This is a genomic window from Arthrobacter sp. C152 (genome assembly GCF_054890965.1).
The window spans coordinates 1-24260 of the sequence record NZ_JBTZSU010000051.1 but is presented as its reverse complement, the minus strand read 5'-3'; the positions used below and the strand labels follow the sequence as shown (position 1 = coordinate 24260).

General features: G+C 69.4%; 23 protein-coding genes and 1 pseudogene. 7 read left to right on the top strand and 17 right to left on the bottom strand.

Annotated elements, in window-relative coordinates:
- Window positions 1-203 (bottom strand): annotated as a pseudogene (locus ACYSM9_RS20565) (urocanate hydratase); the annotation flags it as partial.
- A gap of 128 nt (window positions 204-331) precedes the next feature.
- On the bottom strand, window positions 332-1189 hold the full coding sequence (locus ACYSM9_RS20560; RefSeq protein WP_461858802.1) for an IclR family transcriptional regulator: 858 nt from the start codon (window positions 1187-1189) through the stop codon (window positions 332-334).
- Window positions 1190-1506: 317 nt separating this feature from the next.
- Between ACYSM9_RS20560 and ACYSM9_RS20555 the strand changes: the two genes are divergently transcribed.
- Together ACYSM9_RS20555 and ACYSM9_RS20550 are read left to right on the top strand one after the other, a co-directional pair.
- Window positions 1507-3036: an amino acid permease gene (locus tag ACYSM9_RS20555; protein WP_461858801.1), complete on the top strand. Its 1530-nt coding sequence runs from the start codon at window positions 1507-1509 to the stop codon at window positions 3034-3036.
- Window positions 3037-3044: 8 nt separating this feature from the next.
- Window positions 3045-3680, top strand: coding sequence for a LysE family translocator (locus tag ACYSM9_RS20550; RefSeq protein WP_461858800.1), 636 nt, complete (start codon window positions 3045-3047; stop codon window positions 3678-3680).
- 76 nt (window positions 3681-3756) lie between these two features.
- Here ACYSM9_RS20550 and ACYSM9_RS20545 read toward each other — a convergent pair whose 3' ends face one another.
- The gene (locus ACYSM9_RS20545; protein WP_461858799.1) at window positions 3757-4620 is read right to left on the bottom strand and encodes an SDR family oxidoreductase; all 864 of its coding nucleotides are present in this window, start codon (window positions 4618-4620) and stop codon (window positions 3757-3759) included.
- Between the two features lie 122 nt (window positions 4621-4742).
- Between ACYSM9_RS20545 and ACYSM9_RS20540 the strand changes: the two genes are divergently transcribed.
- Both ACYSM9_RS20540 and ACYSM9_RS20535 read left to right on the top strand, forming a co-directional pair.
- Complete coding sequence (locus tag ACYSM9_RS20540; RefSeq protein ID WP_461858798.1) at window positions 4743-5129, top strand: winged helix-turn-helix transcriptional regulator; 387 nt, start codon at window positions 4743-4745, stop codon at window positions 5127-5129.
- A gap of 201 nt (window positions 5130-5330) precedes the next feature.
- Entirely contained in the window at window positions 5331-5594 is a 264-nt protein-coding gene (locus ACYSM9_RS20535; RefSeq protein ID WP_461858797.1) for a hypothetical protein, read from the top strand.
- 43 nt (window positions 5595-5637) lie between these two features.
- Here ACYSM9_RS20535 and ACYSM9_RS20530 read toward each other — a convergent pair whose 3' ends face one another.
- Together ACYSM9_RS20530 and ACYSM9_RS20525 are read right to left on the bottom strand one after the other, a co-directional pair.
- Complete coding sequence (locus tag ACYSM9_RS20530) at window positions 5638-6387, bottom strand: 3-hydroxybutyrate dehydrogenase (RefSeq protein ID WP_461858796.1); 750 nt, start codon at window positions 6385-6387, stop codon at window positions 5638-5640.
- Between the two features lie 30 nt (window positions 6388-6417).
- Window positions 6418-7794 carry an MFS transporter gene (locus ACYSM9_RS20525; RefSeq protein WP_461858795.1) on the bottom strand — a complete coding sequence of 459 codons (1377 nt, stop codon included), beginning with the start codon at window positions 7792-7794 and terminating at the stop codon, window positions 6418-6420.
- A gap of 127 nt (window positions 7795-7921) precedes the next feature.
- Here ACYSM9_RS20525 and ACYSM9_RS20520 point away from each other — a divergent pair, with 127 nt between their 5' ends.
- Window positions 7922-8818, top strand: a complete 897-nt coding sequence (locus tag ACYSM9_RS20520; protein ID WP_461858804.1) for a LysR family transcriptional regulator — start codon at window positions 7922-7924, stop codon at window positions 8816-8818.
- A 49-nt stretch (window positions 8819-8867) separates the two neighbouring features.
- Here ACYSM9_RS20520 and ACYSM9_RS20515 read toward each other — a convergent pair whose 3' ends face one another.
- From ACYSM9_RS20515 to ACYSM9_RS20465, 11 genes are all read right to left on the bottom strand, one after another.
- Window positions 8868-9794: a spermidine synthase gene (locus ACYSM9_RS20515; RefSeq protein ID WP_461858794.1), complete on the bottom strand. Its 927-nt coding sequence runs from the start codon at window positions 9792-9794 to the stop codon at window positions 8868-8870.
- A gap of 32 nt (window positions 9795-9826) precedes the next feature.
- Window positions 9827-11365, bottom strand: coding sequence for a D-glycero-beta-D-manno-heptose 1-phosphate adenylyltransferase (gene rfaE2, locus ACYSM9_RS20510; RefSeq protein WP_461858793.1), 1539 nt, complete (start codon window positions 11363-11365; stop codon window positions 9827-9829).
- Window positions 11362-12822 carry an aldehyde dehydrogenase family protein gene (locus ACYSM9_RS20505; protein ID WP_461858792.1) on the bottom strand — a complete coding sequence of 487 codons (1461 nt, stop codon included), beginning with the start codon at window positions 12820-12822 and terminating at the stop codon, window positions 11362-11364. Before ACYSM9_RS20505 ends, rfaE2 begins: the two co-directional genes overlap by 4 nt.
- A 62-nt stretch (window positions 12823-12884) precedes the next feature.
- On the bottom strand, window positions 12885-13595 hold the full coding sequence (locus ACYSM9_RS20500; protein ID WP_461858791.1) for an SDR family oxidoreductase: 711 nt from the start codon (window positions 13593-13595) through the stop codon (window positions 12885-12887).
- A gap of 51 nt (window positions 13596-13646) precedes the next feature.
- Window positions 13647-15059, bottom strand: coding sequence for a PfkB family carbohydrate kinase (locus tag ACYSM9_RS20495; RefSeq protein WP_461858790.1), 1413 nt, complete (start codon window positions 15057-15059; stop codon window positions 13647-13649).
- Window positions 15056-15826 (bottom strand): D-sedoheptulose-7-phosphate isomerase, encoded by a 771-nt coding sequence (locus ACYSM9_RS20490; RefSeq protein WP_461858789.1) that lies wholly within the window; start codon window positions 15824-15826, stop codon window positions 15056-15058. Before ACYSM9_RS20490 ends, ACYSM9_RS20495 begins: the two co-directional genes overlap by 4 nt.
- The gene (locus ACYSM9_RS20485) at window positions 15823-17076 is read right to left on the bottom strand and encodes a glycosyltransferase (RefSeq protein ID WP_461858788.1); all 1254 of its coding nucleotides are present in this window, start codon (window positions 17074-17076) and stop codon (window positions 15823-15825) included. Before ACYSM9_RS20485 ends, ACYSM9_RS20490 begins: the two co-directional genes overlap by 4 nt.
- Complete coding sequence (locus tag ACYSM9_RS20480; protein WP_461858787.1) at window positions 17073-18107, bottom strand: glycosyltransferase; 1035 nt, start codon at window positions 18105-18107, stop codon at window positions 17073-17075. The genes ACYSM9_RS20485 and ACYSM9_RS20480 overlap by 4 nt, the downstream gene beginning before the upstream one ends.
- Entirely contained in the window at window positions 18104-19192 is a 1089-nt protein-coding gene (locus ACYSM9_RS20475) for a glycosyltransferase family 9 protein (RefSeq protein WP_461858803.1), read from the bottom strand. Before ACYSM9_RS20475 ends, ACYSM9_RS20480 begins: the two co-directional genes overlap by 4 nt.
- A complete protein-coding gene (locus ACYSM9_RS20470; RefSeq protein WP_461858786.1) occupies window positions 19192-19728 on the bottom strand; it encodes a D-glycero-alpha-D-manno-heptose-1,7-bisphosphate 7-phosphatase in 537 nt (178 codons plus the stop codon). Before ACYSM9_RS20470 ends, ACYSM9_RS20475 begins: the two co-directional genes overlap by 1 nt.
- Window positions 19729-19872: 144 nt before the next feature.
- On the bottom strand, window positions 19873-20832 hold the full coding sequence (locus tag ACYSM9_RS20465; protein ID WP_461858785.1) for a sigma-70 family RNA polymerase sigma factor: 960 nt from the start codon (window positions 20830-20832) through the stop codon (window positions 19873-19875).
- 148 nt (window positions 20833-20980) lie between these two features.
- On the opposite strand from ACYSM9_RS20465, the gene ACYSM9_RS20460 reads away from it, so the two are divergent.
- Window positions 20981-22021 carry an NAD-dependent epimerase/dehydratase family protein gene (locus ACYSM9_RS20460; protein ID WP_461858784.1) on the top strand — a complete coding sequence of 347 codons (1041 nt, stop codon included), beginning with the start codon at window positions 20981-20983 and terminating at the stop codon, window positions 22019-22021.
- Window positions 22022-22101: 80 nt separating this feature from the next.
- Here ACYSM9_RS20460 and ccmD read toward each other — a convergent pair whose 3' ends face one another.
- Entirely contained in the window at window positions 22102-23016 is a 915-nt protein-coding gene (ccmD, locus tag ACYSM9_RS20455) for a heme exporter protein CcmD (RefSeq protein ID WP_461858783.1), read from the bottom strand.
- A gap of 188 nt (window positions 23017-23204) precedes the next feature.
- On the opposite strand from ccmD, the gene ACYSM9_RS20450 reads away from it, so the two are divergent.
- Window positions 23205-24173, top strand: a complete 969-nt coding sequence (locus ACYSM9_RS20450) for a hypothetical protein (RefSeq protein ID WP_461858782.1) — start codon at window positions 23205-23207, stop codon at window positions 24171-24173.
- The last annotated feature ends 87 nt before the right edge of the window (window positions 24174-24260 follow it).

Genomic DNA, 24260 nt, shown 5'->3' with positions numbered 1-24260 from the left:
GCATCGAACGCGGCCCAGGAGCGGACGGCGCGGCCGGTGCCGCCGTAGACCACCAAGTCATCCGGGCGTTCGGCGACCTCGGGGTCCAGGTTGTTCATGAGCATGCGCAGCGGCGCTTCGGTCTGCCAGGACTTGGCGGTGAGCTCGGTGCCGCGGGCTGCTTTGACCGGGCGGGCACCGGTGGTGAAATCGGCGGGTGCCATGGTGGGCTCCTTTTCGTGGTGTGTCTGTTGGAGGAAAGAAGTTCTGTATCAACTAAAGCCCTTCGCCGGCGGGCTTTACAGGGCTTCCGCGCCGGTCCTGTCCGGAATACCAGACGCGCCCGGCGCCCCTATTTCGCGGGACGGCCGCGGATGCGGACGGAGAGTTCGTCGGCCACTTTCTGGACCCGGGCCGCGAGCACCGGCCAGTCCTCCGCCGGCAGTTTGTCCTCCAGGAAGGTGACCGCCACGGCGGCAGTGGGCCACCCCAGGTGGTCGGTGACCGCGGCGGCGATGGAGCCGAAACCGGGGGTCACTTCGCCGTGCTCGGTGGCATATCCGCGCTGCCGCACCTGGTCGAGGTGGGAGGACAACGAGGAGTACTTCATGATGGCGCCCTCCACCTCGTGCCGGGCGGTGAACGCTGCGGCATTCGGGTAGAGGGCCCGCACCTGGGACTTGGGCAGGGCGGCAAGGATGGCCCGGCCGCTGGCGGTGAGGTGGCTGGGCAGGCGGACGCCGACGTCGGTCACGAGGGAAGGGCGGTTCTTGGCACGCTCCTCGACGATGTAGAGCACGTCCCGGCCGTGCAGGACGGCAAGGTGGGCGCTCTCGCCGATGGCGTCCACCAGGCTGGCCAGCAGCGGCCGGCCCAGGCGGGACAGGGGCTCCTGCCGCGAGTACGCGGAGCTGAGTTCAAAGGCGCTGATGCCGAGCCCGTACCGCTGTTCCTCGTGGAGGTGCAGGACGAAGCCATTGGCTTCCATTACCCCGAGCAGGTGGTAGACGCTGGACCGGGGCAGGTCCAGGCTGGACGCGATCTGCGATGCCGCCATCGGCCCCCGCCGCGAGGCGAGCAGCTTGAGGATGCGCAGTGTGTTCTCCGCGGCAGGAACCTTCGACGACGACTTGGCCGCCGTGCGGGGCGCCTGGGCTTCACGGCCCGCTTGTTCGGTCCATGCTCTTTCGGTGCTTAGTGCAGTGCTCATGTGCTGGAAGCGTCTTTCTGGGTGGCTCTGTCCGGTATCCCGTACTTAAGCTTGCGCCCTCAGCCGGGACTTATATGGCTTCCCGGCCAGCACACTGTCTGGAATCCCAGATATGGGCCCCTGATTTCCGGCAAGCAACTCCGGCACCCCCGCGAGATGACATTTGACGGCAATGTTGCGCCGGCAAAGTACCGTTAAGTGCCATTTCGCCGACAGTCTGGAACCGAAGACAGCAACCCTCCGTGAGCCGCATCACGGCCGCCGGCAAAATGGTCTGCTGGTTAGCGGCCCCCTCCCAATGACGAGAAGGTATTCGCATGCAACCAGCCCCAACCCCAGCCCGGACCGAAAGTGCCGCGGAACAGCAAAAGCCCAGTGCCGCCGTCGAAAGCGTCCTCAACCGCGGCCTGAACATCCGGCATATCCGTTTCATGGCCCTTGGCTCGGCGATCGGCACCGGCCTCTTCTACGGCTCCGCCTCCGCCATCCAGAAGGCCGGCCCTGCCGTGCTGCTGGCGTACATCATCGGCGGCGCGGCCGTCTTCATGGTGATGCGGGCACTGGGCGAAATGGCCGTCAGGCATCCGGTGTCGGGCTCCTTCAGCCAGTACGCGAGCCGCTACCTTGGTCCGTTGGCCGGTTTCGTGACCGGCTGGACCTATGTTTTCGAGATGGCCATCGTGGCCATTGCCGACGTCACGGCCTTCAGCATCTATATGGGCTTCTGGTTCCCGCAAGTCGACCGGTGGATCTGGATCCTCGCCGTCATCTGCTTCCTGGCCGCCCTGAACCTCCTCAGCGTCAAAGTCTTCGGCGAACTGGAGTTCTGGTTCTCCCTGGTCAAGGTCGCGGCCATCATCGCCATGATCGCCGGCGGCGCCGCCATCATCGTGTTCGGCTTCCAGGCGGACGGCTCCAGCGTGGCGCCGGGGCTGGGCAACCTGGTGGACCACGGCGGCCTGTTCCCGAACGGCTTCGAAGGCCTCCTGGCGTGCTTTGCCGTCGTGATGTTTGCCTTCGGCGGGATCGAAACCCTGGGCATCACGGCAGGCGAAGCCGCGGATCCCAAGAAGGTCATCCCCAAGGCAGTCAATACCGTCCCGGTCCGCGTGCTGCTGTTCTACGTCCTGACCCTGGGCGTGCTCATGAGCCTTTTCCCGTGGAACGAGGTGGGCAGCGGCGGCAGCCCGTTCGTCCAGATCTTCAGCGGCCTGGGCATTCCCGCGGCCCCGCACATCCTCAACGCCGTGGTGATTACCGCAGCACTCTCGGCCATCAACAGCGACATCTTCGGAGCGGGCCGCATCCTCTTCGGGCTCTCCCGGCAGGGCCACGCCCCGCTCGCCTTCGGCAAGGTGTCCCGGCATGGCGTCCCCTGGATGACGGTGGTGATGATGGCCGGGATCCTGCTGGTGGGCGTGGTCCTGAACGCCGTGATCCCGGAGGACGTGTTCCTGGTCATCGCCTCCATCGCGACTTTCGCCACCGTCTGGGTCTGGGTAATGATCCTGGCGTCCCATGTGGCCATGAAGCGGGAAATCGCGCGGAAGGGCCTGCCGGCGTCGGAATTCCCCTCGCCGTGGTGGCCGGCGGCGTCCATCCTCACCATCGCGTTCATGGCGCTGGTCATCGCCGTCCTCGGCGCGTTCGAGGACACCCGGGTGGCACTGTACGTGGGCGCCGCCTGGCTGGGGCTGCTGGTCCTGGCCTACCGGCTGTGGATCAAAGGTGACGGACGACGGCGCGCCCACCTTGAGGACGAAACGTCGCCGCTGCCGGTGGTCGGGGCTGCCGGGAACAGCCAGGCGGAGAGGAGCACCGGCGCCGGAACGCCCCTGCGGGGCTAAAATCAGGCATGGTTCCTGTGTCCAGCCTGGTGGCTTTCGCCCTGGCGTCCATGGTGCTGATCGCGGTCCCGGGGCCGAGCGTTCTCTTTGTCATCGGACGTTCCCTCGCCCTGGGGTGGAAGGGCGGCGTGCTCACCGTCGCGGGGAACGCCGCGGGCCAGCTTGTCCAGGTCATCGCGGTGGCGCTCGGCGTCGGTGTAGTGGTGGCCGAATCGGTGGTCCTGTTCAGCGCCGTGAAGTTCGCCGGCGCCGCCTACCTGGTCTTCCTGGGGGTGCGGACCATCCGCCGGCGTGGCCATGGTCCGGAAGCCGGAGCACCGCCAGCGGCGTCGCCGCCGTGGAAGCTGGTGCGTGAAGGTGCGGTGGTGGGGGCCACCAACCCGAAGTCCGTGGTGTTCTTCGTGGCCATCCTTCCCCAGTTCGTGGACTACGGATCCGGGGCCATTCCGTTCCAACTTGCCCTGCTGGGCGGGATCTTCCTGCTGATCGCGCTCGTTTCGGACAGCGTGTGGGCCATTGCCGCCGGCTGGGCACGGGAGTGGTTCGTCCGCTCGCCGCGGCGCATCCCCCGGGTGGAAGCGGCCGGCGGCGCGCTGATGATCGGCCTGGGCGGGACCCTCGCCCTGGCTGGCACCAAATCCTAGGAGGCTGCAACCCGCAGCAGGAGTCCACTGCAGGCCCGGCCCCGGGAGGGGCCGGGCCTGCAGTGGTCGTTCCTGGCTAGCCCTGCGCCGCGGCGGACCTGACCGCCTGGGCGAGGGACGTCGTCGGACGCCCAATCAGTTTGCGCAGGTCTCCGCTGCTGACCAGCAAATCGCCGCGGGAAATGCCAAGGTCCGAATCCGCGAGGATCCCCGCGAAGGCCTCCGGCACGCCCACGGAGGTGAGCAGGCCTGCGTAGGCCTCCGCCGGCAGGTCGTTGTAGCTGATGGCCTTGCCGGTCGCTGCGCTGATCTCCGCGGCGAGGTCGGCCATGCTGAAGGCCTCGTCCCCACCGAGCTCGTAGACCTTGCCCGCCTGGCCGTCGGCCACGAGCACGGCGGCCGCGGCGTGGGCGTAGTCCACCCGCGCGGCGCCGCTGACCTTGCCATTGCCGGCGCTTCCTGCCACCGCTCCCTGGGCCAGGGTCCCGGGCAGCTGTTCGGTGTAGTTCTCCAGGTACCAGCCGTTGCGCAGCAGGACGAAGGGAACGCCCGATTCGCGCAGCAGGGCCTCGGTGGCCTTGTGCTCGCCGGCGAGCAGCATTCCGGTGGTGTCGGCGTTGGCAATGCTGGTGTAGGCCAGCAGTTCAACCCCTTCGGCCCTGGCGGCCTCGATGACCGTGCGGTGCTGATCGACACGCTGGCCCACCTCGCTGCCGGAGATCAGCAGTACCCGGGTGGCGCCCTTCAGCGCTGCCTCCACCGAGCCGGCGTCGGCATAATCCATGGCCTGTACCCGCACCCCGCGCGCCGCGAAGCCTGCCAGCTTTTCCACCGACCGGCCAGCGGCCACGATGTCACCGGCGGCAACGCCGCGCTCCAGCAGGGCTTCAAGGACGTGGCGGCCGAGCTGTCCGGTGGCGCCTGTAACAACGATGGTCATGATGGATCCTTTGCGTTCGGTTTCGCTCTGTCAGGGGGTACAACCGGCGGCATCGGGTAATGCTTCCCGAAAGAGAGTACGCACTTTCAAGTAAGGTACTTACCTTTTGGTAAGCTTTGGGTATGCATGGCATCGAAGCAGCCCCGCACCCCTCTCCCCTGCCCTTGGGCTTTGCCGACGGCGTGTTCCCGGCCGGGTGCCCCAGCCGCACCGTGCTGGACCACATCACCAGCAAATGGGGCGTCCTGGTCCTGGTGGCACTGTCCGAGGGCGAGCAGCGGTGGAGTGACCTGCGGCGCCGCGCCGAGGGCATCAGCGAAAAGATGCTGGCCCAGACGCTGAAGACCCTGGAACGGGACGGGCTGGTCCGCCGGAGCGCCCAGCCGGTCATTCCGCCCCGCGTGGACTACAGCCTGACCGACCGGGGCTACGAATTGAGTGCGCTCCTGGTCCCCCTGGTGGCCTGGGCGTTCGACAACGCCGGGGACATCCTCGCCGGACAGGACTGATGAGGGGGCGGGACTGATTGCCGGGCAGGTACCGGCACTCCGCACATTCGAGTACCTGTTACTGGTGTGACTGGTGTGAATAGCGCTTAGCGTGGGCGTACGGTGGCGGCTGGAATAGGAGGGCCAACCTCCGCTGGGAGCGTTCCGCCAACCAGCACCGTTAGCAGGCGGAGCAGTGCCCGCCACGGGGAGTTGGTTCGCATGGCCAAGGACTACGCACAGGACCTTTCCGGCATGGGCCAGCCGATCAGCCTTGGCACGTACCTGGCCAGGATGGGCGGAAGGGCCGCCCGCGCCCTGGGGCCGCGGTGCCCCTACCGGGTGGGGGACATTGTTACCGCAGACGACCCCTTCAGCGGAAGGCGCGAAGGGGTCGTCGTGTGGCAGGACCGGCAGTCAGTGGGCGTGAAAACGGCACGGGGCGTGTTCTTCTACGACCACCGGCTGGTCAGGCCCCAGGACTAGACGGGCCCCAGGACTGGCAGGCCCCAGGACTGGCGGAGGGTAGTCAGCGGGCGGACCAGCCGCCGTCCATGGTGTAGCTCGCCCCGGTGACCATTCCGGCACTGTCGGAGGCCAGCCACGCCACCAGTGACGCCACTTCGTCCGGCTCCACCAGGCGCTTGATGGCGGCCTCCGTCAGCATCACCTTGGCCAGCACCTCCGATTCGGGGATGCCGTGCACCTGCGCCTGGTCCGCGATCTGGCTTTCCACCAGGGGTGTGCGCACGTAGCCGGGGTTGATGCAGTTCGACGTGACACCGTGCGGTCCGCCCTCCAGGGCCGTGACCTTGCTCAGCCCCTCCAGCCCGTGCTTGGCCGAGACATAGGCGCTCTTGAACGGCGAGGCCCGGAGGCCGTGCACTGAGGACAGGTTGATGATGCGGCCGAACTTGTTGGCATACATGTGCGGCAGCGCTGCGCGGACCAGCAGGAACGGCGCCTCCAGCATCAGGGTGATGAGGCGGCGGAAGTCCGCTGGATCGAACTCCTCGATGGGGCTGATGCGCTGGATACCGGCGTTGTTCACCAGGATGTCGCAGTCCAGGCTCAGGGTGGCCAGCGAGTCCACGTCCAGCAGGTCCACGGTCCAGGCGGTGCCGCCCACCTCGTCGGCGAGGGCCGCGGCTGCGGCGGAGTCGACGTCGGCCACCACCACCTTGGCGCCCCGGGCCGCGAGCGCGCGCACGCTGGCTGCGCCGATCCCGCTGGCACCGCCGGTAACCAGTGCCTTGCGTCCGTTCAACGTGTTTTCCAATGCAGTTCTCCTTCGTACGTCCGGGCAGTGTCAGCGGTTCGCGGCAAGCAGCCCTTCGCGGGCGGCGTCTTCCCTGTCCACGTCCTCCAGGGCCACGCCCTTGGTCTCGCGCAGGCTCAGCACGGCCGCGGCGGTGATGGCGCAGGCCACCACCAGGTAGATGCCGGTGGGCACCCAGGAACCGGTGTCCTTGAGCCACTGGGTGGCCAGCAGCGGCGCCAGCGACCCTGCGAAGATGGACGTCACCTGCGAACCCAGGGAGGCGCCGGAGTACCGCATCCGGGTGGGGAACATTTCGGCCATGATGGCCGGCTGCCCGGCGTACATGAGGCCGTGCAGGCACAGGCCGATGGTGACGGCGAGGACGATGACCACAGCATTGCGGGTGTCGAACATCGGGAAGGCGAAGAACGGCCAGGTGGCGCCGAGGATGGCACCGGCCAGGTAGACGGGCTTGCGGCCGATGCGGTCGGCGAGGCGGCCGTACTGCGGGATGATCGCGAAATGGATGACGTGCGCGATCAGCAGTGCCAGCAGCAGGGACGAGGTGTCGTACTTGTGCACGCTCTTGAGGTACACGATGGCGAAGCTGACCACCAGGTAGTACATGATGTTCTCGGCGAACCGCAGGCCCATCGCCTGGAAGATGCCCTTGGGGTACTTGCGGAGGACCTCGAAGACGCCGTAGCTGACGGCCTGCTCCTGCTCCACGAGCTCCTTGGCCTCAAGGAAGATGGGTGACTCGCTGACGTTGGTGCGGATGTAGTAGCCCACGAAGACGATCACGGCGGAGAGCCAGAAGGCCACGCGCCAGCCCCAGCCGAGGAAGGCCTCACTGCTGAGGGTGGTGGACATGATGTACAGCACCAGGGTGGCCAGCAGGTTGCCGACCGGGACGGCGGCCTGCGGCCAGCTCGACCAGAAGGCCCGGGTCTTGTTGGGGCTGTGTTCGGCCACGAGCAGGACGGCGCCGCCCCATTCGCCGCCCAGCGCGAAGCCCTGGATGAACCGCAGTGCCACCAGCAGCGCGGGCGCCAGGTATCCGATGTCGGCGAAGCCGGGCAGGCAGCCCATCAGGAACGTGGACACGCCGATGATGACGATGGTCAGCTGCAGGGTGGGCTTGCGGCCCAGCTTGTCGCCGATCTGGCCGAAGACGATGCCGCCCAGCGGCCGGGCGACGAAGCCCACGGCGTAGGTCAGGAAGGCCTGGATGATGCCGTCCAGCTCATTGCCGGTGGCGGGGAAGAAGTATTTGCCGAAAACCAGGGTGGCGGCGGTGGCGTAGAGGAAGAACTCGTACCACTCCACCACCGTCCCGACCATGGAGGCGGCGACGATTTTCTTCAGTCCCGCTCCTTTGGGTGCATGCCCGGCTTGGTTGGCCGCGTGTTGCTCAACGCTCATGGTTCTCCTCAGTGTCCACGTTGACACGTGCTGTGATCTCCAGCACAAGTGACTCAGATGAGTATTGCTGCACAATCACCCCGCTTCAATGACCAAAGAGGCAGTTACTGTGTGCACAATTGCAGATATGAATGCGAACCCCGATGACCTGCTGGTCCTGCTCGCGGTATCCCGCTCGGCAAGATTTACGACGGCGGCCCAGGCTTTGGGCCTGAACCACACCACAGTCTCGCGCAGGATCGCCGCCCTGGAGAAGTCCCTTGGCGGACGGGTGCTGGCCCGTGCCGCGGGCGGCTGGGAACTGACGGAACTGGGCGAACGGGCGGTGCACGCGGCAGAGCAGGTGGAGGCGGTGCTGGGCACGCTGGGACCGTCGGGCCAGGCACCCGACCCCATTACCGGCGTCGTGCGGATGACGGCGACGGACGGCTTCAGTGCCTACATCGCCGCGCCCGCGGTGGCGCGGCTGCGTCGGAAGCACCCGGGGCTGAGCGTGGAGGTGGTGACCATGACGCGGCGGGCCCTGCAGCAGCGCTCCGGCCTGGACATCGAGGTGGTGGTGGGCGAGCCCCAGGTGCACCGGGCGGAGGCCATCAGGCTGGGCGATTACCGCCTGGGGATGTACGCGTCCCGGGAGTATTTGGCCGAGCATGGCACCCCGGCCACCGTCGAAGAGCTCAACAGCCATCCGCTGGTCTACTTCGTCGATTCCATGCTGCAGGTGGATGACCTCGACGCGCCCCGGCGGCTGGTTCCCGCCATGCGCGACGGCCTGACATCCACCAACGTGTTCGTCCACGTGGAGGCCACCAGGGCCGGCGCCGGCGTGGGCTTCCTCCCCTGCTTCATGGCCGACCTCCACGACGACCTGGTCCGCTTGCTGCCGGACGACATCGGCGAGCTCCTCCCCTACTGGCTGGTCCTCCGCCCGGACTCGCTGCGCCGCCCCGCCGTGGCCGCCGTCGTCAAAGCCCTCCAGGAACGGATGGCCGAGCACCGCGAGGCACTCCTGGGCAAGGCCTAAGGCTCATCGGTTGCTCCGTAATTGCCGTTTTGAAGGCTCAAAACGGCAGTTACTCAGCAATCGATGGGGGTGGGGCGGGGTCGTGGCGGACGGGCGTGCCGCCGGCGAACGCCCGGACCTGGGCGTCGTCCCACAGGTGCGCGGGGACAGCCCCGCCCAGCAGCCGGCGCCGCAGCTTCGGGTCGTCGGCGAAGGGCACATCGCTGCCGGCCATCACCATGTTCCCGTAGCGGCGCCCCTTCAGCATGGCGGGGTCGGCGATGATCACGGTGTGCGCGAAGGCGGCAGCGATGGTGGCGGCGTCCTCCCGCGCGTTCTTCAGGTCAGGGGCATCGCCGGAGTTGACCATGTACATGCCGCCCGGCGCGAGGACCCGCTTCGCATGCGCGGTGAATTCCGCCGTGGTGAGCGGCCGCGGGGTGTGGGCGCCGGCAAAGACGTCGCGGATGATGAAGTCGCGGGTCTGCGGCGTCAGGGTTTCCGTGACCGCGCGCGCCTCCCCCACCCGGATCCGGAGCAGCGGTGCCTTGGGCAGGTCGAACCAGTCCCGGACGTACCCGGCGAGTTTTCCGTCCAGTTCCACCACCACCTGCCGGGCATCCGGGTAGGCGGCGGCGAAGTAGCGCGCCATGGAGCAGGCCCCGCCGCCCAGGTGCAGTCCGCGCAGCTTGTGCGGGCCGGAGCCCGCAGTGGAAGCGTCCGACGGCCGCCAGCGGGATTCCACCAGCGCCGCCATCCAGCGCATGTACTCGAAGTCCAGGAACAGGGGATCGGCGAGGTCGATGTGCGAGCTCATCACGCCGTTGATCTTCAGGAGCCAGCCGGTGCTGTTGTCCTGGTCCGCGATCAGCTCGCAGTCGCCGGTATCGATGTAGTAGACGCCTTCCACGGGTCCTGCGGCACTGCGGACCCGCTTCGGGACCTCCACCTCGGCTGCGGGCCGGGCCCGGCCTCCCGACTTTCCGCGTTTGCCCATTACCCCTGCCCTGCTTCAGCCATGCTTTAACCCTAGTTGGCCGGGCTGGCGGCCCCCTCGCCGTCGCGGATCCGCTGCACCACGGCCGTGGTGGACCGCTCCGCCACGTAGTCGAGGATCGCCACCCGGCCGCCGTACTCCTCCACGGCGGCGGTTTCCGCCAGCATCTCCGGCGTGTAGTCCCCGCCCTTGGCGTACACCTCGGGCCGGAGCCGCTGGATGAGCGGTGTGGCGGTGGGGGTGTCGAAGACGGTCACGTAGTCCACGCAGCTGAGGGCGGCCACCACGGCGGCGCGGTCCGCCATGGCGTTGATGGGCCTGCCCGCGCCCTTGAGCCGCCGCACCGAGTCGTCGCTGTTGAGGGCCACCACGAGGATGTCGCCCAGTTGCTTGGCCTGGTTCAGGTAGCGGGTGTGGCCGCTGTGCAGTACGTCGAAGCACCCGTTGGTCAGCACGATCCGCTGGCCATGCGCGCGGTGCAGCTCCACCTGGCGCTGCAGTTCGTCCTCGCCGAGGGCGGTGTCCGCGAAGGCCTTCAGGTAGCGGCTCAGCTGGGCGGTGCCGCAGACGGAGGTGCCGGGCTGGTGGACCACGACGTCGGCAGCCGCCTGCGCCAGGTCGAGGCTGGCGGTCAGGGGCAGCCCGGCGGAACGGGCCAGGGTCAGCGCGGCCACGAAGGTATCGCCCGCCCCGGACGCCTGTTTCTCGGCGGCCGGCCGTGCCCACGTCCGGTGCCGCACGCCGTCGGACGTCAGCAGGACGGTGCCGTCCCGGTCCAGGGTGACCACCACCGCCCGCGCCCCGGTGCCCTGCAGCAGGGCCGCCGAGTCCGCGCCCACGGCTGCCACGCGTTCCTGCCCGTCCGGAAGCTTCCGGTCCAGCAGGCGGGCGGCTTCCTGGGCGTTGGGCGTCACCAGGTCCGGCTGCAGGGGCGCCCAGGGGCGGGGGTCGTGGGCGTCGACCACCACGAGCGGACGGTCCTGCCCGGCGCCCGCGGGACCGCCGAGGACTCCGGCGAGCGCGGCGCGGACGGGGCCGTCCACCACGCCGGTCCCGTAGTCACACACCAGCACGGCGTCCTGGCGTTCGACGGCGGCACCCACCGTGGCGGCGAGCGCGGCCAGGGCGTCGGCCGGGACAGTCCTGGCTGCGTCGTCGAGGCGCAGCATCACCTGGCCGCCGCTGCTGATCCGGATCTTGGTGGTGGTCACCATGTCGGGATGGGTGTGCAGGTGCCGGACATCGATGCCTGCCGCCGACAACTGCCGGCGCAGGTCCTCACCGGCATCGTCGGTGCCGATGATTCCCGCCACCGAAACCTTCGCGCCCAGCGCGGCCAGGTTCATGGCCGTGTTGGCGGCCCCGCCGGGAACGGACTCGCGGGACTGGAGGTCCACCACGGGGGCCGGGGCTTCCCGGCAAAGCCGTTCGATGCTGCCGGTCCACCAGCCGTCCAGCATGACGTCGCCGATGACCAGGATCGAGGGCTGTTCCGCGGCCAGCCTGCCGGGCAGCCAGTCGGACAGGGCCCGCTGGGTGGAGAGGTCGACGGACTCGAGGGACGCGCTCATGGCTGGTCCTGCCCTTCGCCGGTGGGTGCAGTTTCGGGTCCGGCCGCCGGGCCGGCCGCGGGCGGCGCCGCGATGTGCACCACCTTGACCTGGGTGAATTCATCCAGCAGCTCCGGCCCGTAGCCAAAGCCGGCGCCGCTTTCGCCCCGGGGCTGGGCGGCACCGCCGGGTGCGCCGCCGAACACTTCGTTGATCTTCACGGTCCCCACCGGCAGCGCCGCCACCGCCTGCTGGATGTGGGCAATGTTGGCACTCAGGACGGTGGCGGCGAGCCCGTACTTTCCGCTGCAGGCCAGGCGCAGGCCGTCGTCGAACGTGTCCACCACCTGCACCGGGGCGACCGGGCCGAAGGTTTCCTCCGCCATGACCTGCATCCCCTCGGTGCAGCCAAGCAGGACGGTGGCCGGGTAGAACGAGCCGGGCCCGTCCGGAAGGACGCCGCCCTCCACTGCCCGGGCCCCCTGGTCCAGGGCTTCGGTGACATGCCCGTGTACTGCGTCGCGCATCCGCCGGTCCACCAGCGGCGCGACGCTCCCGTTACCGTTGCGACGGGCGGCCTCTGCTTCCAGGGCGGTGCAGAACGCGTCTGCGATGTCGCGGTGGACATAGATCCGTTCCACGGACGTGCAGATCTGGCCGCTGTTGCTGAAGGCCCCGATAGCCGCCTGTTCAGCGGCCCAGGCGGGGTCCACGTCGCGGTCCACCAGCAGCGGGTCATTGCCGCCGTTTTCGCGTATGACGTGGGCGCCGGTGGCTGCCCCGGCTTTGGCGATCCGTGCGCCGGAGGCGCTGGATCCCACGTGGGCGATGACGTCCACGTCCGCCTGCGCCAGCCGGGCTCCGACCTCTGCGCCGCCGGACACTGTGAGGAAGGCGCCGGCCGGGAAGGCTGGTGCCAGGACTTCGCCCAGCGCCTCGCCCAGCCGCGGACACCGTTCGCTGGGTTTGTGGATGACGGTGTTGCCGGTGGCCAGGGCCGCGCCGATCAGCCCGCAGGCCACGGCCACGGGGTCGTTCCAGGGGGTGAGCAGGACTGCCACTCCCCGCGGTTCGGCGATGGTGTAGTCAGCGGCGAGCCGGTTGCCGCGCAGGCTGTGGCCGCGGTGCACGGGCCCCAGCTCGGCATACTGCTCCAGGGTGGAGACGCCGGCCGCGATCCCGGCGAGCGCTTCCTCCACCGGCCGGCCGGTTTCGCTGGCATTGAGCCCCGCGAGTTCCTGCGCCGCCGCACCCAGCGCCGTGGCGGCGGCCCGCAACGCGGCACCCCGTTCTGCAGGGGCGGTGGCTGCCCAGCCGGCGGCGGCGCTGCGCGCCACCTGCACCGCGTGGCTGGTTTCCTCCGGTCCGGCCTCCGGCACGGTCCAGAGGACTTCGCCGGTGCGCGGGTCCTGGATGGTGATGCCGGCGCCCTCGACCGTTGAATTGCCTGGAGTTGTTTCGGTGGCTGTGGTGGGCATGGTGTTCCTCCCGCCTTTCGGTGCTGGCTTGGTCGGTGGTGGTCAGTGTGGCTCGTGCGGGCCTAGGGCCAGGAGCCTTCTTCCTCGTGGCAGATCAGCATTTCCCGCACCTCGCAGCCGGTGGGCTGGTTCAGGGCGAACAGGATGGCCTGGGCGGTATTGGCGGGGTCGTTGAGCCGGGAATCGTCCTGCGGCTTGTACTGCTCGGTGCGGTCGTCGAAGAAGCGGGTCTTCATGCCGCCCGGGATCATGGTGGTGACGCCGATTTCCCCGCCGGTTTCAGCGGCGAGGGCGTGGCTGAACCCCACCACGCCGAACTTGGAGGCGCAGTACGCGGTGGCGTCGGCCACGGCGCGCTTGCCCAGCGTGGAGGCCACGGTGACGACGCGGCCGTGGGTTTCCTTCAGGTACGGCAGGGCCGCGCGCACCACGGAGACGGTGCCCATCAGGTTCACCCCGATGACCTTCTCCCATTCGGTGGCCTCGACGTCAGCGAGCTTGCCGCACCGGTCGATCCCGGCGGCTGTCACCACGGCGTCCAGGCCACCCAGGGTTTCGGCGGCTTCCCGGACCGCGTGCTCCACGGCCGTACGGTCGGCGACATCCACTTCGAACGCCTTCACCGCGGAGACGGTGCTGATGTCGCGGTCCAGGACCACGGGGGTGCCGCCCGAGCGCAGGACGGCGTCGACGACGGCGGCCCCCAGTCCGGAGGCTCCTCCGGTGACCAGGACGCGGCCGGGCGTGGCGGTTGCAGGTGTTTCTGCGGTCATGGTGTTCCTTTCAACAGGGAATACAAGACAGTTCTGAAATTGGGGATCCGGTCAGCTGACCTTGGCGAGCGCGTCGGCCAGGCCGGTGGTGGAACGGGCCGGATGGAACGGGACCGTGAGGCATTGGCCGCCCCAGCTTTCCACCAGGCCGGCCTCGGGCAGGCGGGCTCCCTTGTAGTCGCCGCCCTTGACCCAGATGTCCGGGCGGAGGCGGTCAAGCGCGGCCTCGGGGGTGTCCTCGTCGAAGACCATCACCGCGTCCACGCATTCCATGGCCAGGAGCAGTTCGGCCCGGTCGTGCTGGCCGATGATGGGGCGCTCGGGGCCCTTGAGCCGGCGCACCGAGTCGTCGGAGTTGAGGCACACGATCAGGCAGTCCCCCAGTTCCCTCGCCGCGGCGAGGGACCGGACGTGTCCGGCGTGCAGCAGGTCGAAGCAGCCGCCGGTGGCCACCACGGTGCCGCCGCGTTCCCGCACTGAGCGGGCCAGGAGCAGGGGTTCTGTGGTGCGCCGGGCGGCGGCGCGTTCGGGTTTACCGGCAGCTGCTTCGTCGTCGCCGGGGTCCGGCAGGGCCGAGACTCCGCCGGCGGCCAGGAAGTCGGCGGCATCGTGAACTGCCAGGGCTGCCGCCTCCGGCAGGCCACGGCCGGCCAGGAGGTGCACCGCGAGGCTGGCGGCCAGGCGGTCACCGGCACCGCAGGGATCACCCGCTTCCACCCGCGGCGCGGGGACGGTGCGGGGAGTGGACTCACCCTCGCGCAGCAGGACCGCCCCTTCCGCGCCCTTGGTGACCAGGACGGCCCGGCTCTGCCAGCGCTCCAGCAGGATCCTGGCCGCATCCGCGGCCGGGTCCGTGGAATCCGGGACCCCGGGAGTCGGCTCCCCGGCGATGGCCTGCACGGCCTTGGTGGCCTCGGCCATGTTGGGGGTCACCACGGCCACGCCCGGAACCGGCGCGGGTCCGGACGGATGGGGATCCCAGACGACGGGGACATCCGGTGCCAGGCGGGCCAGGAGTTCCCGCAGCTGCGGGTTGGCCGCCACGCCCCTGCCGTAGTCGGCCACGATGACCACGCCGGCGTTCTCCACAGCCTGGAGCATTGCGGGGCTGACCTCGGGGACCGGGGTCTTGGCGCACCCCTGGTCGAAGCGGACCACGGGATGGGAGCCGGCGCGGACCCGGGTCTTCACCGGGGACGGGTAGCCCGTGGTCCCGGCGACGAGCCGCACCCCGGCGAGCCGCGCGCGGAGCTGGCTGCCGGCGTCGTCCTCCCCCAGGACCGTCACCAGGGTGACCGGCCAGCCGTCCTGCGCCAGCATCCGCGCCACCAGGCCGGCACCGCCGGCACGGCGCCTGATCCCGGACACATCGACCACCGGAACGGGGGCGTCCGGGCTGAGCCGGGTGGCCTCGCCGGAGAGGTCCACGTCCAGCATCACGTCGCCCACCACCACGATCCTCATGGCCGGCCACCGTTTGCCAGGGACGTGTTCGCCATGGACCTGTCGGCTACAGACCTGTTGGCCAGGGACCGGTCGGCAGGCTCCGGAAGCGCGGCCGGGCTGCGTCGGCCGACTTCCAGGTCGAAGGCACGGCACACCGCATGCAGGGCGATCAAGTGACCCTCCTGGGCGTTGGCGTTGAGGGCGTCGATCATGACGGCCTCGTCGCAGGCCTCCGCCAGCGGGTTTGGGCCCGAGCCGGTCAAGGCCCAGGTGGTCACGTTGAGCCGCGCTGCCACCTCGGCGGCGCGCAGCAGGTTGGGGCTCTTGCCACTGGTGGACAGCAGCATCAGCACGTCACCGGAGCGGCCGTGGGCGCGCACCTGGCGGGCGAAGACGTCGTCGTACCCGTAGTCATTGGCGATCGCCGTCACCGCGGACGATTCGGCGTGCAGGGAGATGGCGGAGAACGGAACCCGCTCGCCATCGAACCGTCCCACCAGTTCGGCAGTCAGGTGCTGCGCCTCGGCGGCCGAGCCGCCATTGCCGGCGGCAAGGAGCCGCTGTCCGCGCAGCAGCCGCTGCGCCAGCTCCACGCCCCAGGCGGCCAGCCGGCCGGACTGGCTGCGGAGCGAATCCAGAGCGGGCAGCACGCTGTCCAGGTGCGCCCTGACAGCGTCGGCACTGTCCGGATCGGCGAAGGTGGCGCCGGGCAGCACGGCCGGCAGTGCAGGGGGCGTCGCCAGCGCGCGAAGGTCGGCTTCGCGCAGGGACCACTCGGCAGTCACAGGGCCGCTCCTTCCATCGGGATCACGCCGGCCGGGGTTCCGGCGGCGGCAAGCTGGTAAGCCTTCTCGGTTTCGGCGGCCACCCGTTCCCACGAATAGCGGGTGCGGGCCCTCCGCTCGCCTGCCTGTCCCAGCCTGGCCCGCAGGTCTGGGTTTTCCAGCAGCAGTGCCAGGGCCGAGCCGATGGCCTCGGGGTCCCGGGGCGGCACGTGCAGGCCGGTGGCGTGGTCCACGACGGTGTCGCGCAGCCCACCCACTGCGGCTGCCACCACCGGCACGCCGCAGGCCATGGCTTCCAGCGGTACGATCCCGAAAGGCTCGTACCACGGGGCGCAGACCACGGCGTCGGCGCTGCGGAAGATGCCTGGCATCTCGCTGCGGGACACCTGCCCCTGCAGCGTGACGTGGTCCGCCACACCCAGCTCCGCGGCGAGGCCCAGCAGGCGGCGGATTTCCGGGTCCGCGTTCAAGGTGGTGGTGTCCGCCCCGCCGCCGACGATCAGGAGTTCGACGTCGTCGAAGCCTGCCGCTTTCAGGTACGGCAGGGCACGGATCACCAAGTCGACGCCCTTGCGTGGCACCAGGCGGCCCACGGAAAGGATGCGGTGGCGGCGGGTCCTTGGGGCCACGGGCCCGGTGGCTCCGAAGACACCCAGGTCAACGCCGCAGGGGGCGATGGAAATCTTGCCGGTGGCGATGCCCATGGCCTTGAGCTCGAAGACCTCGTCGGAACAGGTGGCGATGATGCGGTCCGCGGAGCGTCCCACGCCGGGTTCGAGCCACTGGCGTTCTTCCGGGCTGGTGTCATCGGCACCCTGGTGCCGCCGCTTGACGGTACCCAGTGCGTGGAAGGTCTGGAGCATCGGCACTCGGTACCCGGTGCCGGGCCGCCGTGCCGCGTCCAGGGCGGCCAGGCCGGACATCCAGAAGTGGCCGTGCACCACGTCCGGCGGCCGCTGCCCCCAGTCCCTGGCAACGCCATCGGCCAGTTCACCCATGTAGGGCAGCAGTTCGTCCTTGGGCACGTGGCGGGCCGGGCCGGCATCGACGTGGACCACCTCGAAACGGCTTCCCACCCGGACCCGGGCGGGAAGCTCCGCTGCATCCCGGCGCGTGTAGACGGTGACGTGGTGGCCCCGCTTGGCGAGCGCCTCGGACAGCGCGGCGACGTGCACGTTCTGGCCGCCGGCGTCCACTCCGCCCAGTGCCGCGAGCGGGCTGGCGTGCTCGGAAATCATGGCGATCCTCATGAACTCTTCCTCTCCCCGGCCGGCACGAGGATCCGCTCGTCCCGGCGCTCGTTGGCGGACCGGCGGGGCCGCTTGCGCAGGTCCGCCAGGAGCTCGTCCCAGCGGTCTTGGAACTTGCCCAGCCCGTAGCGTTCCAGCGCTGCCTCCCTTGCGGCGAGTCCCCGCCGTCGGGCTTCCTCCGGATTGGCAACCAGCCGCGCCGCGCAGCGGAGCAGCTCGTCGACGTCGGCGGACACCACGCCGGCTTCCTGCGGCACCGCGCGCGGCGCCTCGGTTGCGGCAAGAACCACCACCGGCATGCCCAGGTGCATGGCCTCCAGGAGCGACAGGCCCAGGGACGTCCAGCGCATCGGGTGCACGTAGGCCCGGCAGCGCGCCAGTTCCCGGTGCAGGTCCTTTGTTTGCAGGTCGCCGCGGGCCGTCAGCCGTGATCCGTCAATGCCGGTGGCGGCGGCAAGCCCCTCGGTCTTCATCCCGAAGACCTGCAGGGGCGCGACGCCGGCGAAGGCCGGCAGCAGGTCGGTGCCCGTCACCCTGCCACGCCGTACCGGCTCGTTGACCACGACGCCCAGTTCAGGCAGTTCGCCGGTGTAGAGGTGGCCGGGGTCGGGAATCCCGTGCTCGATCACCGTGGTGGGGGCCGAACCGTTGTCCCACGCGAGCCGGTTGAAGTGGGTTACGTGGACAACGGGGATGCTGTCCTGGTCCGCGAGCGGGTGCGTAACGTTGGGGAAGTTGCCCTTGGGGGTGTTGTGTTCCACGAAGGCTGCGGGCAGGTCGACGCCGGGGGTGCGTCCCAGCGTGCGGGCCACTTCGTCGATTTCTTCAGGGCGTTGCAGGACGACGGCGTCCACGGCGTCCGCGTCGAGCGTTGCCAGGTCCACCTCCCGCACCAGGTCGGGCCAGTTGCGGCCGGCCCGGCCCAGGCCCCAGGCACCGCCGTCGGCCAGGACGGGCAGGAGGTACTCATGACCGCCCCGCACGAAGGCGTCGGTCCAGGATCCGTGGACATGCCAGAGCAGGATTCTCATTTGTTACGGGCCTTTCTACGGGTACTGACATGCGTGCTGAAGGAGCTCACGCCACTGATGAGGCGTTCCACCGCCGCCACTACTTCCTCCGGCGAGACGGAGTCCAGGCAGGGGTGGCCGGGAACCGGACACACCCTGGCACGTGTCATCCGGCACTCCGCGTTCTGGTCGCCCAGAAGTTCCAGCGGTACCCCGTATGGTGCCCAGCGGATGGCCGGGACCACCGGGGAAAACAGGCAGGCGACCGGTGTACCCACGGCGGCGGCGAGGTGGGCCGGGCCGGTGTTGCCCGTCACCACTGCCTCGGCTCCGGCCATGACGCCCGCCATGGTGTCAAGGTCGGTGCGGCCGCCAAGGTCCAGTGCCGACGGGCCCGCCACCGTGGCGGTCAGCGATGTTTCGCCCGGGCCGCCGGTAACCACCACGCGGTGCCCGGCGCCCTGCAGGAGTTCGACCGCGGCGGCGTGGTGCAGCGGCGGCCAGGCCCTGGCGGGGACGGCAGCGCCCGGATGCACCACGACGTAGGGTTCCGCGCCGACCAGGCCGGTGACGTCCGGAACGGATTTCACGTGCAGCTTTCCGTCGTCGCCGGCGGGCAGCCGGAATCCCGCGGCCTCGGCGATGCCAAGCGCGCGCTCGGCTTCGGGCTGGTCCTCCGGAAAGTCCTCCCCCGGCTTGAGCCGGATGTCGAGGAGGGAGCCCGCATAGTCGGTGGAGGCACCGGTGATGCGCTCCACGCCCGCCAGCCGCAGCAGCAGCGCCAGCGGCAGGGGTGACTGGTGGAAGGAGGTCAGGATCACGGCTTCGGTGATCCTTGAGTTGCGGACATACTCGATCAGCCGGTCCGCGTGCGGGCCTGTCATCTTCGGTGCCGGGTTCATGATCCAGGGGCTGTCCCAGCTGTAGACCTCGGCCACCCCGGGCAGCATGGCCGCGGCAGCTTCACCCTGCCGGCCGCACAACATCACCACGTGGTTGTTCCCGGTTCCGGCGGGGCCCCGCCCGTTCGTTACCGCCCGGACGGCAGGGCCGGCCAGCAGGACGTCGCCCATGCTGTCCAGCCGGGCCACCAGCACCCGGCCCATCAGGGCGCCCACCGGAGCAGCCCGACGGCGGACGCCAGGTCAGGTGCCACCAGCCGCGCCGCGGCCACCTCCTCGGCACGGGTGACGGGAGTGGGTACCAGGACGCCGACGGCGCCAGCGGCTTCCGCGGCGGCAACGTCGGCACCGATATCGCCGATCAGGGCGGCCTGGGACGCAGTGATTCCGAGCTTTTGGCACGCGCTCTGGACCATTCCCGGCGCCGGCTTCCGGCAGGCGCAACCGTCCTGCCCGGAATGGGGGCAAATTTCCCACACGTCGAACGGGCCCAGCAGGTCATCCACTTTGGCGTTGACGCTGGCCACGTCACCGGCGGTGATCAGGCCCCGGGCGATGCCGGACTGGTTGCTGATGACGCCCGTGGCGATTCCCGCCGCCCGGAGGCTGTCCAGCACGTCCCTGGCCCCGGGCATGGGCTGGACCAGGTCCGGATCGCCGTTGTAGGGCACATCCACCACCAGGGTCCCGTCCCGGTCGAACAGGACAGCCCTGAGTTTGGAGGTTTCGGAGCTTTGCATGTCCATCCTGTTCCCTCCTCCTGGTGCCGCTAAACAGGCCGCAAACTTTCCCGGCTTCCGGATTTTGGCCAGGGGGCGGCGCTGAACAGGCAAGATAGCCGTTCGTATCGTGTGGTGCGTTTCCCCGGGTCCGGGGCGGGGACGTTAGTTGGCCCTCCTCCCGCCGCCGAGGCGGCGGTGGGGTCCCGTGCCCGCAGCCGGGTTTCCGGCGCTGCGGAGGTGGCGGAACGGCGTGGCCGGCGCGGCCTGGCGGGCCGGCCGGGAAGCCATGCTGTCTGTGCTGTGGCCGGTGCCGTCGTCGGGCCCGCAGAACTGCGCGCTTGTTTCAAGACGGCGCTGCAGTTCCACCAGCACCTTGGCCAGGCGGCGGGAAACCTGCATTTGCGACATGCCCAGCCGTTTGCCCAGCTGGACCTGCGTTTCCTCGCAGAAGTACCGGCGGTAAAGGAGTTCCCGGTCCGCGTCGGTGAGGTCCTGCATGGCCTCCCGGAGGCAGGCCAGCTCTTCCAGCCGTTCCAGAGGCGTGTCCGGGCAGGCCAGCATTTCGCCGATGGACGGTGCATCGGAGTTCGGGTTGGCGGCGTCCAGGGAATCCGGGTGCATGCTGCTGGCTGCCGAGATGGCCTCCTGGACCTCTGCGGGATCCGTTCCCAGTTCGCCGGCCAGTTCCTCCACGCTCGGGCTCCTGCCCAGCGACTGGGTGAGCTCCGGTTCTGCCCTGAAAAGCCGGGTGCGCAGGTCCTGGATATGCCGCGGTGGACGTACCACCCACGTCCGGTCGCGCAAGTATCTTTTGAGTTCGCCGGTGATGGTGGGCGCGGCGTAGGCGGGGAAACTTTCGCCCTTTTCCTGGTCGAAGCCGCGGGCGGCTTTCACGAGTCCAAGGTAGGCCACCTGGTTCAGGTCGGCCCGTTCACGGCCACGGGCCTCGAAGCGGGCGGCCAGGGCCTCGGCCAGGTCCAGGTATTTCAGGACCAGCTCGTTCTCGAAGGTTTCCCGCAGCCGTCCTGACGGGGCGGCCGGGCCTTGGTTCTGTTGCGGTTCTGGATGCGGCTGGTGGACTGGCGTAGTATCCACGGCGAGTGCGGCAAAGGATTCGGGCATGGGTGTTATCCCTCGGTCTGGGTTCCGAAAGCCTGCGGCAAGACTTAGAAGCAGCAAATCATAAGGTTGCTTATAATTCAATCCTTCCCCGTTGTAGGCTCGGCATGTAAGCGGTAACCGGCCCGAGGATTCCAAAGGAGCCTTCGTCATGCGCATTGCCATCACCGGAGCCAGTGGAAACGCGGGGACCGCGTTGCTGCGAAACCTCCAGGGCCAGCTTTCCCACAAGCCCGGCAGCCTGCAGCTGGTTGGCATCAGCAGGCGCCGGCCGGACACCTCCGAAGCGCCGTACGCCGGGGTGGAATGGCACACCCTGGACGTGGGCGCCGGGGAGGACAGGCCACTGCTGGAGCGTGCGCTCGCGGGGGCGGACGCCGTGGTCCACCTTGCATGGCAGATCCAGCCGAACCGCGACCTGGACCTCCTGCACCGGACGAACGTCACGGGGACCGCCAACGTCCTGGCGGCCGCCAAGGCCGGCGGGGTGAAACAGGTCGTCTGCGCCTCCTCGGTTGGTGCCTACAGCAGCTCAAGCAAGGGCCAGCGCAGGGACGAATCCTGGCCGGCCACAGGGATGGCAGGCTCCCACTACAGCCGCCACAAGGCAGAGCAGGAAGAGCTCCTCGACCAGTTCATGGCCCGGGAGCCGGCCATCGCCGTGGCCCGGCTCCGGCCCGGGCTCATCTTCCAGGGAAGCGCCGGCAGTGAAATCGGGCGGTACTTCCTGGGACGCGTCATTCCCCGCCTCCTCCCCGGCAAGCCCTGGACTCCGGTGCTCCCGGCGCCGGATAACTTGATCTTCCAGGCAGTCCACGCCGACGACGTGGCGGAGGCGTACTGGCGGGTGGTGGACCAGCGCGCCAGCGGTGCCTTCAACATTGCCGCCGAACCGGTCCTGGATCCGCGGGAACTGGCGCGCATCCTTGGCGCGAAGAGAATCCTCCCCATCCCCATGCGGCTGCTCCATGCCCTGGTGGACCTCACGTGGCGCGCGCGGATCCAGCCCACCGACGCCGGCTGGGTGGAGATGGCCGCGGGGGCGCCCATCATGGACACGGACCGGGCATGGCGAGTACTTGGATGGGAACCGAAAATGTCATCGGTGGACGCCGTGAAGGAACTTTTGGCCGGGTTGGGAACGGGGAAGGGAGTGTATCCCTCCCCCGTCCTCCGGCCACGCCGGCCCTAGGTGTACTTCCCAGCCAACGAAACGGCGGTCGAAACGCGCCGGATGACGCCGGCGCGTGGATCGCCGCAGTGCGGACGCTGTTAAATTCCGGTCCGCGGCATCCGGTCCCGGTCGTCGGGAACCTCGTTCCGGGCAGCGTCGCCCTTCCGGAGGGCCTCATCCTTCCGGAGGGCCTCATCCTTCCGGAGAGCCTCGTCATTCCGGATTGCGTCGTCGCCGTCCCTCGCGTCTCCCCGCCGCAGGTCGTCGCGGCTCCGCAGGTTGTCACCGTCCCGCAGTTCCCCGCGGGATACTTCGTCATTCCGGTATTCCCCCGCGGTTGTGTCCACGGGCCTGTCCCCTGGGCCCGGCTGGCCGGCAAGGCCGTCTTCGCGCCGTAGTCCGTCCCGGTCCGCTTCGGGGTAGGTGCCCCCGGCGAAGGCATCGCGGCGCGCGGCGCCGCGCCGGCCGTCGTCGACACGCCCGTCGTCGACACGCCCGTCGTCGACATGTCCGTCGTCGTCATGCCGGTCGCTGGCATGCCGTTCGCCGACCAGCCGGTCATTGATATGCCCATCCCGGGCGGGCCCGCCGTCGACTCCTGTATCCGCCGGCCGCCCGCCGACCGGACCGCCGTCCCGGGCGGTCCCGCCCCGGCCTCCGTCGGCAGTGACGTCCGGATCGAGCTCGTCAGCCTTGCGGGCACGGCTGGCAACATCACTGCGCAGCGTTTGGGCCTCCCGGGCCTGCTGCTCGGCTTCCTGGCGCAGCCGCGCCGCATTGACCTGGGCCTGCTCGGCGTCGGCCCGCGCCCTGATGGCCTTGGCCTCGCGTTCGCGGGCGTCGATTTCCATGTTTTCAGCCTCGCGCCGGATTTCCGCGGCCTTTTCCCGGTGCTCCTGGTCCCGCTTTTCCTGCATTGCCCGCCGGCGCCTTCCGCTGGCAAGGAACAGCACTGCGATCAGGACCACTACGACAACAGCAACAACCACCCATACCCACGGGGCTGTGTCCATTTTTCCCACCACTTTCCACTTCGTTGTGACCGGGCAGGCCCGCGCCATTCCGGCTGACTTTTCAGGAACGGTTTACATTCCGATTAGCAAGGGTACTTACCTTTCATTAGTAATCATGCTTATTATTTTACGGCCAGTATTGCTGGTTCTTGATCAACAACCGGCCTTCTTGGAAAGAGAGAGCGAAGATGACAGAGAACCAATGGCCCGAGGACCCGGCTTACACGGCTCCCCCCGCCAGCACAGGACTCCCTGGTGAGCGGCCTGCCACCACGTTCCCGTCCGCCGCCACTCCCGCCGCCGGCGGGACCGGCTACGCAGACGACTCCGGACTGTCCCGCAAGGACGCCGCCAAGGAAGAAGCAGCCGACGTTGCCCGCACTGCCGCCGGCTCCGCCCAGAACGTGGCGCAGACCGCGAAGGAGGAAGCCGCGAATGTGGCGTCCGAGGCGAAGGCCAGCGCGCAGGATCTCCTCCAGCAGGCCAGGACCGGCCTGACCAGCCAGGCCGGCACGCAGCAGCAGAAAGCAGCCGAAGGCATCCGCAGCATCTCCGGCCAGCTGCACAGCATGGCCAGCGCCCCGGACCAGCAGGGCGTGGCCAGCGACCTGATCCGGCAGGCAGCGGAGCGCACCTCCTCCATGGCCACCTGGCTGGAAAACCGTGAACCCGGCGACCTGCTCAACGAGGTCCAGCGCTTCGCCCGCAACCGCCCCGGCACCTTCCTGCTCCTGGCCGCCGGCGCCGGCGTCCTGGCAGGCCGCCTCACCCGCGGCCTCACCGCAGGAGCACCCGAAACCTCCACGTCCCGCAGCGGCGCGGCAGGCCTGTCCGGGTACTCCGGCACAACCTACGGTGACCAGTACAGCGGCACCTATGCCCCGGCCGCCGGCGGAACAGTTCCGCCGCCACCAGTCCAGCTCCCGGGGCCCGCAACCACGACCGCGGGGTACGACGGCGGAGCCCCGGGCAGCAGCTACCCGGAAGCCGCGGGTACCGCCAGTGGCCTCGACAGCCCTCAGCTGGTGGAGGAACCATGGTCCGGCAACCAGCTCTCCGACGACCCGCTCCGTGACCGCGCACTCGCCGACGATCCAATGGGCAACGATCCCCTGACGCAGGACCGCACCCGGGGCGGCCAGGGCGGCGGCCTGTGATGAGCAGCCAGATTCCCGAACCCCCGCCGAGTGCGGCGCATGTGAAGGCCGATAACGCCTCCCTGGGCGAGTTGCTCGGGGACGTGA

Excerpts from the sequence above, each read along its gene's own strand:
- ccmD (WP_461858783.1), bottom strand. The coding sequence starts at position 23,016 with ATGGACACAGCCCCGTGGGTATGGGTGGTTGTTGCTGTTGTCGTAGTG.
- ACYSM9_RS20545 (WP_461858799.1), bottom strand. The coding sequence starts at position 4,620 with ATGACCATCGTTGTTACAGGCGCCACCGGACAGCTCGGCCGCCACGTC.
- ACYSM9_RS20470 (WP_461858786.1), bottom strand. The coding sequence starts at position 19,728 with ATGCAAAGCTCCGAAACCTCCAAACTCAGGGCTGTCCTGTTCGACCGG.
- ACYSM9_RS20560 (WP_461858802.1), bottom strand. The coding sequence starts at position 1,189 with ATGAGCACTGCACTAAGCACCGAAAGAGCATGGACCGAACAAGCGGGC.
- ACYSM9_RS20505 (WP_461858792.1), bottom strand. The coding sequence starts at position 12,822 with ATGCCCACCACAGCCACCGAAACAACTCCAGGCAATTCAACGGTCGAG.
- ACYSM9_RS20450 (WP_461858782.1), top strand. The coding sequence starts at position 23,205 with ATGACAGAGAACCAATGGCCCGAGGACCCGGCTTACACGGCTCCCCCC.
- ACYSM9_RS20475 (WP_461858803.1), bottom strand. The coding sequence starts at position 19,192 with ATGGGCCGGGTGCTGGTGGCCCGGCTGGACAGCATGGGCGACGTCCTG.
- ACYSM9_RS20500 (WP_461858791.1), bottom strand. The coding sequence starts at position 13,595 with ATGACCGCAGAAACACCTGCAACCGCCACGCCCGGCCGCGTCCTGGTC.
- ACYSM9_RS20540 (WP_461858798.1), top strand. The coding sequence starts at position 4,743 with ATGCATGGCATCGAAGCAGCCCCGCACCCCTCTCCCCTGCCCTTGGGC.
- ACYSM9_RS20550 (WP_461858800.1), top strand. The coding sequence starts at position 3,045 with ATGGTTCCTGTGTCCAGCCTGGTGGCTTTCGCCCTGGCGTCCATGGTG.
- ACYSM9_RS20480 (WP_461858787.1), bottom strand. The coding sequence starts at position 18,107 with ATGAGAATCCTGCTCTGGCATGTCCACGGATCCTGGACCGACGCCTTC.
- ACYSM9_RS20485 (WP_461858788.1), bottom strand. The coding sequence starts at position 17,076 with ATGAGGATCGCCATGATTTCCGAGCACGCCAGCCCGCTCGCGGCACTG.
- ACYSM9_RS20525 (WP_461858795.1), bottom strand. The coding sequence starts at position 7,794 with ATGAGCGTTGAGCAACACGCGGCCAACCAAGCCGGGCATGCACCCAAA.
- ACYSM9_RS20495 (WP_461858790.1), bottom strand. The coding sequence starts at position 15,059 with ATGAGGATCGTGGTGGTGGGCGACGTGATGCTGGACGTGGACCTCTCC.
- ACYSM9_RS20515 (WP_461858794.1), bottom strand. The coding sequence starts at position 9,794 with ATGGGCAAACGCGGAAAGTCGGGAGGCCGGGCCCGGCCCGCAGCCGAG.
- ACYSM9_RS20460 (WP_461858784.1), top strand. The coding sequence starts at position 20,981 with ATGCGCATTGCCATCACCGGAGCCAGTGGAAACGCGGGGACCGCGTTG.
- ACYSM9_RS20535 (WP_461858797.1), top strand. The coding sequence starts at position 5,331 with ATGGCCAAGGACTACGCACAGGACCTTTCCGGCATGGGCCAGCCGATC.
- ACYSM9_RS20520 (WP_461858804.1), top strand. The coding sequence starts at position 7,922 with ATGAATGCGAACCCCGATGACCTGCTGGTCCTGCTCGCGGTATCCCGC.
- ACYSM9_RS20465 (WP_461858785.1), bottom strand. The coding sequence starts at position 20,832 with ATGCCCGAATCCTTTGCCGCACTCGCCGTGGATACTACGCCAGTCCAC.
- rfaE2 (WP_461858793.1), bottom strand. The coding sequence starts at position 11,365 with ATGAGCGCGTCCCTCGAGTCCGTCGACCTCTCCACCCAGCGGGCCCTG.
- ACYSM9_RS20555 (WP_461858801.1), top strand. The coding sequence starts at position 1,507 with ATGCAACCAGCCCCAACCCCAGCCCGGACCGAAAGTGCCGCGGAACAG.